At 62.5% G+C, this 13727-nt stretch carries 14 protein-coding genes; 10 read left to right on the top strand and 4 right to left on the bottom strand.

Features of this window, described 5'->3' with window-relative positions; translation table 11 throughout:
• Positions 1-237: 237 nt before the first annotated feature.
• Both J5M73_RS15380 and J5M73_RS15375 read left to right on the top strand, forming a co-directional pair.
• Complete coding sequence (locus tag J5M73_RS15380) at positions 238-1737, top strand: collagen-like triple helix repeat-containing protein (RefSeq protein WP_102863021.1); 1500 nt, start codon at positions 238-240, stop codon at positions 1735-1737.
• Between the two features lie 192 nt (positions 1738-1929).
• Entirely contained in the window at positions 1930-3606 is a 1677-nt protein-coding gene (locus tag J5M73_RS15375) for a POTRA domain-containing protein (RefSeq protein WP_102863020.1), read from the top strand.
• 75 nt (positions 3607-3681) lie between these two features.
• Here the strand turns inward: J5M73_RS15375 and J5M73_RS15370 are convergent, their stop codons facing one another.
• Both J5M73_RS15370 and J5M73_RS15365 read right to left on the bottom strand, forming a co-directional pair.
• Positions 3682-4095, bottom strand: coding sequence for a response regulator (locus J5M73_RS15370; protein WP_102863019.1), 414 nt, complete (start codon positions 4093-4095; stop codon positions 3682-3684).
• Between the two features lie 187 nt (positions 4096-4282).
• Positions 4283-4489, bottom strand: coding sequence for a Flp family type IVb pilin (locus tag J5M73_RS15365; protein ID WP_102863018.1), 207 nt, complete (start codon positions 4487-4489; stop codon positions 4283-4285).
• A 329-nt stretch (positions 4490-4818) separates the two neighbouring features.
• On the opposite strand from J5M73_RS15365, the gene cpaB reads away from it, so the two are divergent.
• Genes cpaB through J5M73_RS15325 form a run of 8 tightly spaced genes read left to right on the top strand, consistent with a single transcriptional unit; the run spans position 4819 to position 12285 of the window.
• The gene (cpaB, locus tag J5M73_RS15360) at positions 4819-5754 is read left to right on the top strand and encodes a Flp pilus assembly protein CpaB (protein ID WP_102863017.1); all 936 of its coding nucleotides are present in this window, start codon (positions 4819-4821) and stop codon (positions 5752-5754) included.
• Positions 5755-5773: 19 nt separating this feature from the next.
• Entirely contained in the window at positions 5774-7027 is a 1254-nt protein-coding gene (locus J5M73_RS15355) for a type II and III secretion system protein family protein (RefSeq protein WP_102863016.1), read from the top strand.
• On the top strand, positions 7024-8211 hold the full coding sequence (locus J5M73_RS15350; RefSeq protein ID WP_207815842.1) for a pilus assembly protein: 1188 nt from the start codon (positions 7024-7026) through the stop codon (positions 8209-8211). Before J5M73_RS15355 ends, J5M73_RS15350 begins: the two co-directional genes overlap by 4 nt.
• Positions 8208-9488, top strand: a complete 1281-nt coding sequence (locus J5M73_RS15345; RefSeq protein ID WP_102863014.1) for a CpaF family protein — start codon at positions 8208-8210, stop codon at positions 9486-9488. The genes J5M73_RS15350 and J5M73_RS15345 overlap by 4 nt, the downstream gene beginning before the upstream one ends.
• Before the next feature lie 16 nt (positions 9489-9504).
• Positions 9505-10386, top strand: coding sequence for a type II secretion system F family protein (locus tag J5M73_RS15340; protein WP_102863013.1), 882 nt, complete (start codon positions 9505-9507; stop codon positions 10384-10386).
• Between the two features lies 1 nt (position 10387).
• On the top strand, positions 10388-11272 hold the full coding sequence (locus J5M73_RS15335; RefSeq protein WP_102863012.1) for a type II secretion system F family protein: 885 nt from the start codon (positions 10388-10390) through the stop codon (positions 11270-11272).
• Between the two features lie 10 nt (positions 11273-11282).
• A complete protein-coding gene (locus J5M73_RS15330; protein ID WP_102863011.1) occupies positions 11283-12017 on the top strand; it encodes a tetratricopeptide repeat protein in 735 nt (244 codons plus the stop codon).
• 1 nt (position 12018) lies between these two features.
• Positions 12019-12285, top strand: coding sequence for a DUF3613 domain-containing protein (locus J5M73_RS15325; protein ID WP_102863010.1), 267 nt, complete (start codon positions 12019-12021; stop codon positions 12283-12285).
• Between the two features lie 56 nt (positions 12286-12341).
• Here the strand turns inward: J5M73_RS15325 and J5M73_RS15320 are convergent, their stop codons facing one another.
• Together J5M73_RS15320 and J5M73_RS15315 are read right to left on the bottom strand one after the other, a co-directional pair.
• Complete coding sequence (locus tag J5M73_RS15320; RefSeq protein ID WP_102863009.1) at positions 12342-13130, bottom strand: response regulator transcription factor; 789 nt, start codon at positions 13128-13130, stop codon at positions 12342-12344.
• Between the two features lie 126 nt (positions 13131-13256).
• Positions 13257-13727: a prepilin peptidase gene (locus tag J5M73_RS15315; protein WP_102863008.1), complete on the bottom strand. Its 471-nt coding sequence runs from the start codon at positions 13725-13727 to the stop codon at positions 13257-13259.

The following is a 13727-nucleotide window of genomic DNA, read 5'->3' as shown; positions in this document are numbered from 1 at the left end:
ACAAGACATTGATTAATAACAACTTAAAATACACAAACCTCACAAACAATACTTTCAAACTAGTCACTTTTAAAGCAGTAAAAAACCAAGAATAAAACTCATTAATACCAAGTTCATAATTGTTCAAAAAGTCTCTCGCGCCTTTTATGTAGACAACGGACGACGGTATCTCCAGCAATAGAACTGGAGAGCTATCGAAAACAACGAACGTTGTAATAGGTGCAAGGGATACCTCTCATGAAAACTCAATTCGGATGGAAAGCGTGTACAGCACTGACGATGATCCTGACCCTCAGCCTGGCGGGCTGCAGCGGCGGCGGTGGTGGTCATAAGAGTGGCTCGAGCAGTTCTCCTGCCAGCTCAGGTGGTGGTGGCACCGATGGCGGAACCGGTGGCACGCCCAGCACCCTGGTGACCGCCGACGTGGCGTCCGGCGTGGGTACTACCGTGAGCGGTGTCGGCGACGGCATCAGCGCCCTGGGCGATTCTCTGGCAACGGTTCCAGTGGTCGGCGGCCTGGCCCGCAGTGCCGTCAACACTACCGGTAATGTGGTGGACAGCGTTGGTGAGGGCTTGACCAACGGCCTTGGCAAACTGGGCAGCGATCCCAAGGCCCTGAGCAAGACCACGGCCACCGTCGGCAACGTGGTCGGCGATGTGGGCACCGGAGTCAAGGATCTTGGCGGGCAACTGGCGACAACCACCCAAAGCGTTCCGGTCGTCGGTGGCGTGGTGACCAGGGTGGCCCCGGTACTCAGCGGTGTCGGCACCCGGGTGACCATGCTGGGCAACACCTTGAGTACCGTCACCAGTAGCGGCCCAGTAGGCACCCTGACCGATGGTGTGGGTGACAAGGTACTGGTACCGGTAGTGAGCATGGCAGAAGGCCTGACCGACAAGGTGGGCAGCACCACCGGCCTGGGCGCCCCCGTCAAGGGACTGATCAAAGGCGTGAGCGATGCTGTGGATGATACCGGCGAGAAGGTCAGCGATACCGGTGATGGCAACCCTGTGACCGATCTGTTGGGCAATGCCCTGAGCAACGCCAGCGGCGCGGTAAACAGCGCAGGAGGCTACGTCGGCAAGTCCGGGAGCGGCACCGGAAGCGGTGGCAGCAACGGTGGCGGTACTGGCCTGGGCGGCACCGGCATGCTGGAAGTCGTAGGCGGTGCAGTGGCCAATCTCGGCAACGGCATCAACACCGGCAACACCAATGGCGCTGTCAGCGCAGGGAGTGCCGCCGCCGGTGCGGTGGGCGGCCTGATCGCCTCGGTGGGCGGAGCCCTGGGCGGCCCAGGTACTCCCAACCTGGTGGTCACCGCGCCCCTGGCCAGTGTCGGCGTAAACCTGGGTTCGGCGTTGAATCCGGTCACCAGCTCCGTCACCGGCCTGACCCAGCAAGTGGGCGCAGCCAGCGGCCTGGGTGGCGCGGTCAGCGGTCTGCTGGGCCAAGCGGGCGGGGCTGTGAGCAATGTGGGTACCACTGTTGCCGGTGGCATAGGCGGCAATCAGGTCGGCGGCGCCCTGGGCGGCACCCTCGGCGCAGTGGGCAGCACCGTGGCCTCGGTCGGCGGTCTGGTCAACGGCGGCACTGCCCCCGGCGGCGGTCTGCTCGGTGGGGCCGGGCTCGGCGTCGGAGCCAGCGCCAACGGCAGCGCTTCTGCAGGAGCAGGTCTCAACGGTGGCCTGGGTGGTGCGCTGGGTGGTTTGACCGGCGCCCTGGGCGGCAGGAAATAATTTGCACCTGGCCGATTCGACGGCCTCACCTACAGCGCCTACGCTTGGTTGAGGGCGAGAGGTTCAGATGAATCTCTCGCCTTTTTGTTTATCCAGAGCATCACCCTCCAGCACCTGATCAGGGCTCAGACCTTGAACGATGCATGGAATGAGGACTTTTAGCATCGCTGCGGCTTGACCATGGAGTGTCCTATGCGCACGTTGGCCAGTTTGTTGTTGATTGGATGCTGTACCTCCGCTTACGCCGACTCCCTTCCCCGTTTTCTCAACAGTAACGACAGCATTACCAACCTGCCCCAACCCAACCTGCCGGTGGACGCCTACCGCCCGGCTACACCGCAGTTGCAGATGCCTGAGCAACCCGTCGCCCCCCAAGGGCAGCAGCCGCTGATGATGGGCACCAAGGTTACGGTGCGTCAGGTCCAGATCGAGGGTGGCACGGTCTACCCTCTTGAGCAGTTGGCGGCGATCTACCAGCCATTGATCGGCCATGAAACCAGCTTCGCTCAATTGATCGAAGCCACTCGTGAGATCACCCGACGCTACCAGAACGACGGCTACCTGCTGTCCTACGCCTTCATGCCGCAGCAGAACTTCAACCAGGGTGTCCTGCGGGTGGTGCTGGTGGAGGGCTACATCAGGGACTACCAGCTGCAGGGCGACATCGGTCCGGTGTCCGCCTATCTGGACAAGCTGGTGAGCAAGCTAAAGGCCGAACGCCCGCTGACCCGCAAGACCTTCGAGCGCTATACCACTCTGATGAGCCGGGTACCGGGCGTGACCCTGCAAGCGGTGGTGCCCCCACCGGGAACCACCGACGGTGCGACCCAATTGGTCGCCGTGGCCAGCCGCAAGTCCATCAGCACCACCCTCAACAGCACCGACGACAATCGCAACGGTCTGCAGGCCCTGGTGGGTATTACCAGCAGCTCGCAAACGGCCTGGGGCGAACAGCTGAGCCTCAGCGGACTGTTTCCCCCGGGCAAGGACAAGGAACACTACTACCGCCTGGACTACAGCCAGTTGCTGGGTTCCGAGGGCACGCAGTTGAGCCTCTACGGTGCGCGCTACCGCAGTGATCCGCGAAGCAACGTGCAATTGGGCAATGGCCTGGAGCTTGAGCCCCATCGCGCAAACGACCGTTTCTCCATCGGCGTCAGCCACCCCTTCATCGCCTCGCCCAATGAGATGCTCACCGCCGGTACACGCCTGTATGCAGTGAACGACAAGACCCGCTATCGGCTGAACAACGCCCCCCTGACCCTGGAAGAGAAAACCGATATCCGCGCCCTGGCGCTGGAGAGCGACTGGAGCAAATCCGATCCGCGCCAACTGCGAATCCTCAGCGCCGGTCTCTACCAGGGCCTGGACAGCATGGGAGCCAAGACCAACAACGCACTCTACGATCTGGATTTCTTCCGCCTGCGTGTGGCGGGGGTACAGAGCGACCGTTTCTTCGACAATTGGCAGGGGGTGCTTTCCGCAGCCCTGTACTGGAGCGACGACAATCTGCCAGACAGTGAACGGGCCAGTTTTGGCGGACAGAACTTCGCGCGGGGTTATCCCGATGACCAGGCCACCGGTGACAAGGGTTGGGGCGTGGCTTATGAGGTGAACTACAGCTTCCGTCGCGAGGGACCCTGGGTCCGGGTACTGCAACCCTATGTCGTGCTGGACCGCTCCAAGACCTGGTTCAACCAGTTGCCGGTCAAGGGCAGCAACCTGTCATCGGCGGCTGTGGGCCTGCGCTTCGGCGACACCAAGCACTACAACATCGCCCTGGAGGCCGCCAAGCCCATGTCCGATGAAGCCCTGGACACCTACAACCGCCGTCCTCGCTATACCTTGAGTTTCAGCTATCAACTCTGAACAGTTGGGTGATTTTGACCTGCTCCCCAGCAGGTCTTTTTTTGCCGATAAAAAAAGACCGAGCAAGCCTGAAGGTCAGGGACCGACGACATGCAGCCGGGGTTGGGGAAACAGATTATTGAGGGTTTCCAGCAGGCGCACGTAATAGATCGGCTTGCGGAACAGATCCAGGACCTGCAGGCGCAACAGGTCACTGACGTCATCCATGTCGGCGTGCCCCGACATGACGATCACCGGCAAGTGCTGGCGCGAGGTGTGCTCGCGCAGACGCTTGATCAGCGACAGGCCACTCTCTTCCGGCATGCGCAGGTCCGTGATCACCAAAGCAATATCTGGATGCTGGGTGAGGTGTTCCAGAGCACATTTCACCGAGGTGGCGGTAAAGCAGCAGAAACCCTCGCCTTCCAGCAGCTCGGCGAGTTCCATCAGCGCATCTTCTTCGTCGTCCACCAGCAGCAATTGCTGACGTGTGGGTTGAGGGAAGGTCATGGACAGTACCCTGGAGTGAGCGTCACGCCCGTGGTTGAACGCAGCCATCGAACATCAGGCCACCCGTGACGCAACCGCTAGCAGGCCTTCGGTTCTGGAAAACCGAAGGCCTGCACGGAACCGGGGGTAGCTTGAAGGTCTGTCGAAAGCGCTGCCCAGCGGCTGCTCACCTGGGCCACTCCGCTGATCAAGGGTCAGGCCGGGTGACGGCGTCGCCTCCAAGGCTGGTCAGGATGTTGTTGAAGATGGCCAGTACACGATCACCCAGAGGGGTCACGAACGCTACGACCACCACTGCCACCATCGCTACGACAATCGCGTACTCGATCGCGGATGCGCCTTCGGTGCGGTCAAAAAACAGGCGCGCCCTGAGCAACAAATATTGAAGAATCATCCTAGCTCTCCTTTGCGCCAGACGGCGCCACTGGAACAGCACTGGGCAAAATTCCCCGGTGCCACCTGAGCATTGTCAACAAAGCCCGGCCCAGCAACTGTAAGAACTGATTAATCACAAAGTATTAATCGGATGGTTGGCGCCAAAAAACTCGCCCCGTTGAATCAACTCATACTTTTGTTAGCTATTTTTCGACGACTTAATGGCATTTCGTCCTAGCTCTACTACCTTCACATAGCGAAATAGTTGCATGTTCATAGCTGCCTGATTGCGAAATTAACTCGTTTGGAATCACGGGCTGGTGGTGCAGCAGGATAGGGAGAGCCTTCATGAACAGTCGCGTCACCATGGGTCTGGCTGGACTTCTGCTGCTCGGAGCGGTGTTTTTCGGTTACTGGGGCCTGGTCCTCAGCCGTCAACCCGAACCGGCACCACCGGCTCAACCGGTGGCCCCCCGTGTCGTCGAACAAGTCACCAACAATGCCGAAGACCAGACCCGCCAACCCGTGGTGGTACTGGTGCGCGATGTGCCACCTTTCGTTCCACTCACCGCCGCGGATCTGGCGCTGGAAAAACTGCGCACCGCACCTGCCGGCAGCCTCAGTGCCATTGATCAGGCGGTGGGCCGTACGCCCTGGCGACAACTGAGTGCCGGCACCTGGCTCAACGCCCAGAGCTTCGAGACCGGTGGCACCCTGGCACGAATGATCCGCAGCGATGAGCGAGCCCTGGCGGTAGCGGTGGATGAAGTCATCGGCGCCGCCGGGCAACTGAGCCCCGGGGACTATGTCGACGTGCTGTTGTTCCTGCGTCAGGACACGACCAATCCACAGCAATCGGCACAGATCGCCGTGCCCGCCATGCGGGTACTGGCAGTGGGCGAGCAACTGGGACTGACCAATGACGGACAGCCCGCCGCCCCGGCGGTGACCCGCGAGGAGAAGCTCAAGCAGGACCAGCGCCGGATCGCCGCCCGCACGGTGGTTCTGGCCGTACCCGAGCAGCTCTTGAGCCGGTTGATGCTCGCCACCCAGGTCGGCGTGCTGCGACTGGCCGTGCGCAGCAGCGAGGAGCAGCGCCTGGCCCACTACTGGGCCGGCAACGAGGACGCCATTGGCCACCTCGATGCAGCCAACAGCAACCTGTTCCAGTTCACTCAACTGGCCCTCGGCAAAGCTCCCCGTAGCCCGCTCGCCCAAGGTGGCGGACCACGCTCGGCGGTGGAGGTCATCCGGGGCAACCAGGTCTCTCAACAAACCCCCTGATCGAGCAAGGATGCATGACATGCGCAGTCGTTCCATGCCGCTGTTCACCACACTGCTGACGCTGAGTCTGGGCCAATGGCTCTGGAACCCGGCCATGGCCGCGCCAATGTCGGGCTGCTCGAGCCTGGCGCCGTTGCCGGCCGTGCTGGAAGTCGGCGAAGGTTTGCAACAGGAGCTGCAGTCCCCGGTGGTCATCACTCGCTTGGCAGTAGGCGATCCAAAAGTTGCCGATGTCCACGCCAACGGCAACAAGGCCTTTCTGCTCACGGGCATGGCTCCCGGCGCCACCAGCCTGATGGTCTGGACCTCCTGCTCCAGCACTCCACGCCAGAGCATGGTGTTCGTCCGCGGCCGGGCCACTGCCGACATGACCGCCAGCGGCTTGCCAATCAGCGATGATCCGTTGCTGCCCAGCCAGGTACAGACCGATATCCGCTTCGTCGAGGTCAGCCGCACCAAGCTCAAGGAAGCCAGTGCCTCGATCTTCGGCCGCGGAAACAACTTCCTGTTCGGCTCCCCTGGCACCGCTCCCGTCACCACCGGCACCGCCGGCAGCGTCACCCCGACCTTCGGTGGTCGGCGGACCAACATCCCCCTGGACAACGGCACCTTCAATATCGGCTTCGGCAACGGCCGAGTGCTGACCCTGATCAACGCCCTGGAAGGCAGCGGCTTCGCCTACACCCTGGCCCGGCCATCCCTGGTGGCCCTCAGCGGCCAGAGCGCAAGCTTCCTGGCCGGTGGCGAAATCCCTATTCCGGTGCCCAGCACCGCTAGCAACAGCGTGACCATCGAATACAAGGAATTCGGTATCCGCCTGACCCTGACCCCCACCATTGTCGACAGCGGTCGCATTTCGCTGAAAGTGGCCCCGGAGGTCAGCGAGCTGGACTACAGCAACGGCGTGACCATCGCCGGGACCGTGGTACCGGCGCTGACCGTACGACGCACGGACACCAGCATCTCCCTGGCCGATGGCGAGAGCTTCGTCATCAGCGGCCTGATCAGCACCCGCAACAGTTCCCTGGTGAACAAGTTTCCCGGGTTGGGGGACATCCCGGTACTGGGGGCCTTTTTCCGCGACTCGACGATCAATCGCGAAGAGCGCGAGCTGCTGATGGTGGTCACTCCGCATTTGGTCCAGCCCCTGGCCGCCGATGCCAAGCTGCCGGCCTTGCCCGGTGAACGCCTGCGCAGCTACGACCCGAACTTCTATCGCATGTTCTTCCTCGAGAACGGCAACTTCGACAAGCGCAGCGGGCTATCGCAATGAGCCAGAACATGAGCCAGACGTTCCTGGCCATCACCCGCAACAGCACCGATCTTGAGTGGCTGCAAGGCGCCCTGGCGCCCCTGGGCCAGGTGGTAGGGGCCGATGGCAGCCTCGACGAGTTGCTGGCGCTGGTGGACGTGACTTTCGCCAACCTGGTATTCGTCGGCCTCGACCGCGAGCATGTGGTGGCCCAGGCCGCACTGATCGAAGGGGCCCTGGAAGCCAAGCCGATGCTGGCGATCGTCGCCCTCGGCGATGGCATGGACAACCAGTTGGTCCTCAACGCCATGCGTGCCGGCGCCCGGGACTTCGTCGCGTACGGCTCGCGTTCCAGCGAAGTTGCTGGTCTGGTCAGACGTTTGAGCAAACGCCTGCCGGCAGTGACGCCCAACACCCAGATGGGCGGCCTGACCGTGCTCTACGGCGTGCAAGCCGATAGCGACGGCGCACTCCTGTCCGGGCACCTGGCCCTGGTGGTGCAAAAGAGTGGCCAGCAAACCCTGCTGCTGGACCTCGGCCTGCCCCGTGGCGACAGCCTGGCACTATTGGGGCTGGAAAGTTCGTTCCACTTCGGCGATGCCCTGCGCCACCTGCGGCGCCTGGATACCACCCTGATCGACAGCGCCTTCACCAGCACTGAAGCCGGCTTGCGCATCCTCGCCTACGCCAGTCACGACGAGCCCCTGGAACACACCAGCGCAGCCGAGCTGTACATGTTGCTCAGCGCCTTGCGCCAGCACTTCCAGCACATCGTGGTGAACCTCGTTGGCCAGCCCGACAGCGAGGCTCTGCGGACCTTCGTCAGTCATTGCGACAAGCTGATCTGGTGCACCGACCAGAATGTCCTCGACTGCCGGCGCAACCTGGCGGTCCTCAATCACTGGCGCGAAAAGGGCATGAAACTGGAGCACGCCCGCTTGCTGGTGGACCGCTACCTGCGCGCCGTCACTCCGGATTCCGAAACCCTGGGCAAGACTTTCGGCCTGGACGTGATCGCGGTGCTGGCCTACAGCCCGGAGGTGCGCCTGAACGCCAAGAACCAGGGAGTCACCCTGTTTGAAATGGCCCCCCGGGAGAGCCTGACCCAAAGCATTCGCACCTTGGGCGAACGCCTGGCCAAGCGCTCCGAAGGCCTGCCCAAGCCCAAGGCCGGCTGGCTCAACAGAATCATGGGGGGCAGATGAGCGGCGAAAAACTCTTTGGCGCCCCGGCTCGTCCGGCACCGGGCAATAGCGATCACGAAGGCCTGAAGCTGGTACTGCATCGCTACATCATCGATGCCATCGAAGACTCGGGGAAAAACCTGCTGGAAAGCTCACGGCAGAACCTCTCGCAGTTCGTCACCGACAAAGTGGCGGAGTACATCGCGCGCATGCACCTGGCGATTTCCCGCTATGAAATGGAACGGCTGGCGGAGGAAATCGTCGATGAGCTGACCGGCTTCGGCCCCCTGGAAGTGCTGCTGCGCGATCCGGCGGTGACCGAGATCCTGGTCAACGGCCCGCACCGGGTATTCGTCGAGCGCGACGGCGTGCTGCACCAGAGCGACCTGCGTTTTATCGACGCCCACCACGTTGAGCGGGTCATGCAACGGATCCTTGCCCCCTTGGGTCGACGCCTCGACGAGTCCTCGCCGATGGTCGATGCTCGCCTGCCGGACGGCAGCCGGGTCAACGCCATCATTCCTCCCATCGCCCTGGACGGCCCCTGCCTGTCGATTCGTAAATTTCGCAAGGACATGCTCAAGAGCAGCGACCTGATCGCCATGCAGACCATCGACCTGGCGATCTTCGAGTTTCTCCAGGAGGCCGTGGGCAAACGCTGCAACATCCTCATCAGCGGCGGCACCGGTACCGGCAAGACCACCCTGCTGAACATCCTCAGCCAGTTGATCAATCCCCACGAACGGCTGGTGACCATCGAAGACGTGGCCGAACTGCAACTGGGGCACCCCCATGTGGTGCGCCTGGAAACCCGCCCGCCCAATGCCGAGGGCCATGGCGAGGTCAAGGCCAGCGACCTGATCCGCAACGCCCTGCGGATGCGCCCGGATCGGATCATCCTCGGTGAGATCCGCGGCGTGGAAGTACTGGATGTACTGACCGCGATGAACACCGGCCACGATGGTTCCATGAGTACGGTACACGCCAACAACGCTCAGGATGCCCTGTTGCGCCTGGAGACCCTGGTGGGCCTGACCGGTCGCCAGATCGCCGAACGCACCTTGCGGCAGATGATCTGCGCGGCCCTGGATGTGGTGATCCAGTTGACCCGCCTGCCCGATGGCCGGCGCTGCGTCAGCGAAGTGGTGGAGGTGGTGGGCATTCGCGATGACATCTATGTCACCAACACCCTGTTCCGCCTGGATCGCCGCAGCGGCTTTGGCTTCGGTTTCCTGCGCGAGGCGCTGCACCCGGCGGGTGACAAACTGCGCCGCGAGAGCGGGCTGAGCGTCAATTGAACCGGCGAGGTAGCCCATGATCGGCCTGCTGCTTACCTTGATCTGCCTGATTCTGCTGGGGCTTTCCGGCTGGCTGTTCTACCACGGTGTGCGCAAGACCGAGCGTGAGCGAGTGCTCAACCGGCTGGCCGAAGGGCAACCCGAGCTGAGCCCGCAACGCAGTCCATGGATCGGCCTGGAGCGCGCCTTTGCCCGCGCCGGCCTGGGCCAGCCCAGTGAGCGCCTGGGCCTGTGGCTGGTGGTGTGGGCAGTGCTGATGTTGTTGGGCTACCTGCTGGGGGACTGGCTCGGACTGCTGGGCTGCCTCTTCGGCCCACCGCTGCTGTTGCGGCTGTATATCGCCTGGCTGTACCAGCGCCGGCTCAAACGCATGATCGAACAACTGCCGCCCTTGCTGGATCACAGCGTGCGCAGCCTGAAGTCCGGACGCACCCTGGCAGACGCCGTGCTGGGAGCCATCGAGGCCAGTAACGATCCGCTGAAACAAGCCATGGGGCGTATCCAGCGCAACGTGCAACTGGGGGTCAATCTGCCGGACGCGGTCAACGATTTCGCCGAGTTCTACGAGCAGGACGAGTTACGCATGTTCGCCCTGGGCCTTAAGGTCAATCACCGATATGGCGGCAACGCCAGCGAGCTGCTGGAGAACCTGATCAAGCTGATTCGCGAGCGGGAACAAGGGGCCCGACAACTGAGCGCGATGACCGGCGAAACCCGCATGACCGCCTGGGTCCTGGGAACCCTGCCGCTGCTGCTGGTGGGCTACTTCATGCTCACCAACCCGGGCTACATGCTGGGCATGTGGCACGACCCTTCCGGACAGAAAATGCTGATCACTGCCGTGTGCTTGCAGATCTTCGGCTGCCTGGCCCTGTGGCGCATGTTGAGGAGTATCTGAAATGCTTCTGCTGGCCGCTGCGATGCTGTTTTTAGGTGCCTTGCTGCTGCTTGGCAACGGCGTGCTGGAGCAACGCCGGCGCGAGCGCCAGGTTGCCCAGCGCCTGCAAGGCAACCTGACCCGTGACAACCGCCTGGGCAGTTGGCTGCGACAGTTGGGCGACAGCCGCTTCGGCCAGCGCGCCGTCAGCATGGACAGCGAGACCCAGACCCTGCTCAACCGTCTGGGCTGGCGTCGCGCCAGCCAGCGCTCGCTGTTCGCCGCCAGCCAGATCGCGACCCCGGTGCTGGCGGTGTGCCTGGTGATCTTTGTCCAGGAAGTGGCATTCCCCAACGCACAAAGCAAATGGCTGGTACCGATGCTGGCGGCCGGGGCCGGTTATCTGCTGCCCAAGCGCGCCCTGGCCTACGCCGCTCACCGCCGGCAGAAGCAGATCGCCCTGGAGATTTCGACCTTCATTCCCTTGCTGCGCATTCTGTTCGAGTCGGGCATGGCCGTGGAACAGGCCCTGCGGGTCCTGAGCAACGAAGCCGGGAAGCTGCTGCCGGAACTGACCCACGAGTTGCGCCTGATCCTGGCACGGGTCGATTCGGGCCTGGAGCTGGGCCAGGAGCTCAGCCAGACCGCGACCCTGCTGGCGGTGGACGAATTCACCGACACCTGTGTGATTCTCCAGCAACTGGTACTGCAAGGCGGCGGGGCGATGAAATCCCTGCAGGCCCTCAAGCAGTTGCTCGACGACCGGCGCCTGACTCGCCTGCAGGAATACATATCGAAAATGTCGGCCAAAATGTCGGTGGTGATGATGCTGTTTCTCTTCCCCGCCTTGTTGATCGTGCTGGCCGGGCCGGGCTTCACCGCCATCGCCCGGGCCTTTGCTGCCTAGAGGGAATCGGATGAAAGCCATGATTGTCGCCACCAGTTTGTTGCTGCTCGGCGGATGCGCCAGCAACGGCCAGGTGCCGTGGGCAGCCCTGACCCACTCCGCCAGTTGCGCCAAGCTCAGCTCCGAGCAGGAACTGGCGGTGAACCTCGCCGATGAGATGGCCAACGACGGCAAGCTGCACGCCAGCCTGGCCAACCTGCAGAACCTGCCGGACAACCTCGCCGAAGTGCGGGTGCGCAAGGCCCGGGTCTACCGCCTGCTGGGCCGTAATGAGGCCGAGCCACTGTACCGCAGCCTGCTGGGCTCCTGCCTGGCCGCCGAGGGCGAGCATGGCCTGGGCCAATTGGCGGCGGCCCGGGGGGACAACGGCCAGGCTCAGGCTCACCTGCAAAGGGCGGCGCGACTGGCACCGACCAATGAAAAAATCCGCAACGACCTGGGGGTCGTCTACCTCAACCAGTTGCGCATCGAAGATGCACGCTTCGAATTCCTCACCGCCATCGAGCTCAAGCAGTCCGAGCCGCTGGCGGCCATCAACCTGGTGACCCTGTTGCTTTATCAGGACAACTGGAAGCAGGCCGCCGAAGTGGTCAGCCAGGCCAACCTGAATCCCCAGCAATTTTCCCAGGCCCAGGCCCGCGCCGAGGCGCTGGGGAAACCCGCGACAACCACGGCCTCCGTGCCCCAGGTGGCGAAGGGTTCCACGACCCTGCAGCCCGAGGCCACGCCGTCCAAGGAGCGCTGAAATGAAACTGCCCATGCTCTGCTGCACCGCCCTGCTGACCATGCCTCTGGCTGTCCAAGCCATCGATGCAGGCCCCGCCTCGCCCCAGCAGCAAGAGACCGAAGGCTGGCTGCTGTTGCAAAGCCGCAACCTGGCCGCCTCGCCGCAGCCACAGTCGGCGACCCCCACGGAACGTGAGCTGGCGTTGCAACGCTGGTTGAAAAAATACCACTACGAAATTCCGGACCTGTACGACCCGGATGCCGGTGGCAAGGTGGAAACCAAGTAGCCAGGAGGCAATCAAGCGGCGGCAAGCTCATCACCGCCGCCATGCACTGCTCGTTATCAGTGGGCGGTGACCCGCTGGCGCAGCCCCGAATTGCTCGGTGACAAGGCCAGGGCCAGTTGCGTGCGGTTGTGCATGTGGGTCAGCCGCAGGACCTGGGAAACGTAGAGTTTTACGGTGTTTTCGGTGATCCCCAGTTCACAGGCGATCTGGTAGTTGGTCTGCCCCTTGCCCACCAGTCGCGCCACGTCCAGTTGTCGTGGCGACAGCTGGTTGAAGATGGCCGGAATCTCGATGGCATCCCCGTCTGCGCTGTCGCCCTGAGACTCCTCGCTGCGACTGGCGGCGGGGGTACGCCGTACCTTGTCCAGGTCCTGGTAGAGATCGTCTATGGACTCCGAAAGAAACTGCAGCTTCTGGTTCAGGTGCCCCAGGTGCAGGTTCTTCTGCCGCTCCTGCAAGGCGACTTCCTGACGCTGCAGGCCTTCGAGGAGTTCGTCCAGGTCGATGGGTTTCTGGTAGTAATCGGCAATGCCGGCGCGCAGGGCCTTGATCACGTCCTGTTTGTCCGCCTGCCCGGTGAGCATGATGGCTTCGAACACCCGATGCTTGCCGGCCAGGCGCTGCAGTTCCTGCACCAGCTGGATACCGTCCATATCGGGCATGTGCAGATCGCAGAGCACCAGGGAGATTTCCGGGTCCTTGTTGAAGCACTCCATCGCCTGGAGGCTGGACTCGCAAGGAACACAACGGTAACCACTGCTTTCAAGAAACTCGCAAAGTTCTTCGACAATCAGTGGCTGATCATCGACCACGAGCACTTTCATCTGTGAGGTGAGCTTGTTCACGTGCTACTCCGTGCGGGCCATTCGTCGACTGGCCACTCCTGTCCTGCCTCGCATGATCCAGGCAGCTACACATAAAAACCTAGACCCACTTTCCGACTATGTACATCGCATTAATCAGTCCGGCGACTAATGGATCACGCTCACAGTTAAGACCATTCCAGCCAGTACAAAGGGAGCAAATGGGTATTTTTTTGACAAGCGCCTGCCGGTCCCTCCCTCTTGGGGCTCAAGCCCTTGTTTCTGCTGAAACCAGAGCCTGGGCGCGATCAGCAACCACACCAGGCTGCACAGCCCAGCGCCGATAAAGGCCCCCAGTAAGTGCTCCGGATCGCAGAGCAGCCCCAGGGCCGCCATCAACTTGACGTCCCCCGCCCCCATCCGCCCCATGGCATACCCGGGCAAAGTGAACAGCAGGGCCAGCAACAATGCCCAACCACCCTGTGCGGCACTGGCCCCCAGCCAGGTACTGCCGGTCCACAACAGGTATAGGCCGGCCAGCAGCGCGACGCCCAGAGTCAAGCTGTTGGCGATCTGCCGCTGACGCAGATCCTGCAGCGCACAGATTGCCAACCAGATCCACAAAACCCAGAAATGCAT

It is taken from the genome of Pseudomonas sp. 50_B (genome assembly GCF_017491625.1).
Taxonomy (GTDB): Bacteria; Pseudomonadota; Gammaproteobacteria; order Pseudomonadales; family Pseudomonadaceae; genus Aquipseudomonas; species Aquipseudomonas danubii.
The sequence above is the reverse complement of the archived record's forward strand: the minus strand, read 5'-3'. Positions and strand labels throughout refer to the sequence as shown.

Excerpts from the sequence above, each read along its gene's own strand:
- J5M73_RS15315 (WP_102863008.1), bottom strand. The coding sequence starts at position 13,727 with ATGCATTTCTGGGTTTTGTGGATCTGGTTGGCAATCTGTGCGCTGCAG.
- J5M73_RS15325 (WP_102863010.1), top strand. The coding sequence starts at position 12,019 with ATGAAACTGCCCATGCTCTGCTGCACCGCCCTGCTGACCATGCCTCTG.
- J5M73_RS15350 (WP_207815842.1), top strand. The coding sequence starts at position 7,024 with ATGAGCCAGAACATGAGCCAGACGTTCCTGGCCATCACCCGCAACAGC.
- cpaB (WP_102863017.1), top strand. The coding sequence starts at position 4,819 with ATGAACAGTCGCGTCACCATGGGTCTGGCTGGACTTCTGCTGCTCGGA.
- J5M73_RS15375 (WP_102863020.1), top strand. The coding sequence starts at position 1,930 with ATGCGCACGTTGGCCAGTTTGTTGTTGATTGGATGCTGTACCTCCGCT.
- J5M73_RS15365 (WP_102863018.1), bottom strand. The coding sequence starts at position 4,489 with ATGATTCTTCAATATTTGTTGCTCAGGGCGCGCCTGTTTTTTGACCGC.
- J5M73_RS15380 (WP_102863021.1), top strand. The coding sequence starts at position 238 with ATGAAAACTCAATTCGGATGGAAAGCGTGTACAGCACTGACGATGATC.
- J5M73_RS15345 (WP_102863014.1), top strand. The coding sequence starts at position 8,208 with ATGAGCGGCGAAAAACTCTTTGGCGCCCCGGCTCGTCCGGCACCGGGC.
- J5M73_RS15370 (WP_102863019.1), bottom strand. The coding sequence starts at position 4,095 with ATGACCTTCCCTCAACCCACACGTCAGCAATTGCTGCTGGTGGACGAC.
- J5M73_RS15340 (WP_102863013.1), top strand. The coding sequence starts at position 9,505 with ATGATCGGCCTGCTGCTTACCTTGATCTGCCTGATTCTGCTGGGGCTT.
- J5M73_RS15355 (WP_102863016.1), top strand. The coding sequence starts at position 5,774 with ATGCGCAGTCGTTCCATGCCGCTGTTCACCACACTGCTGACGCTGAGT.
- J5M73_RS15335 (WP_102863012.1), top strand. The coding sequence starts at position 10,388 with ATGCTTCTGCTGGCCGCTGCGATGCTGTTTTTAGGTGCCTTGCTGCTG.
- J5M73_RS15330 (WP_102863011.1), top strand. The coding sequence starts at position 11,283 with ATGAAAGCCATGATTGTCGCCACCAGTTTGTTGCTGCTCGGCGGATGC.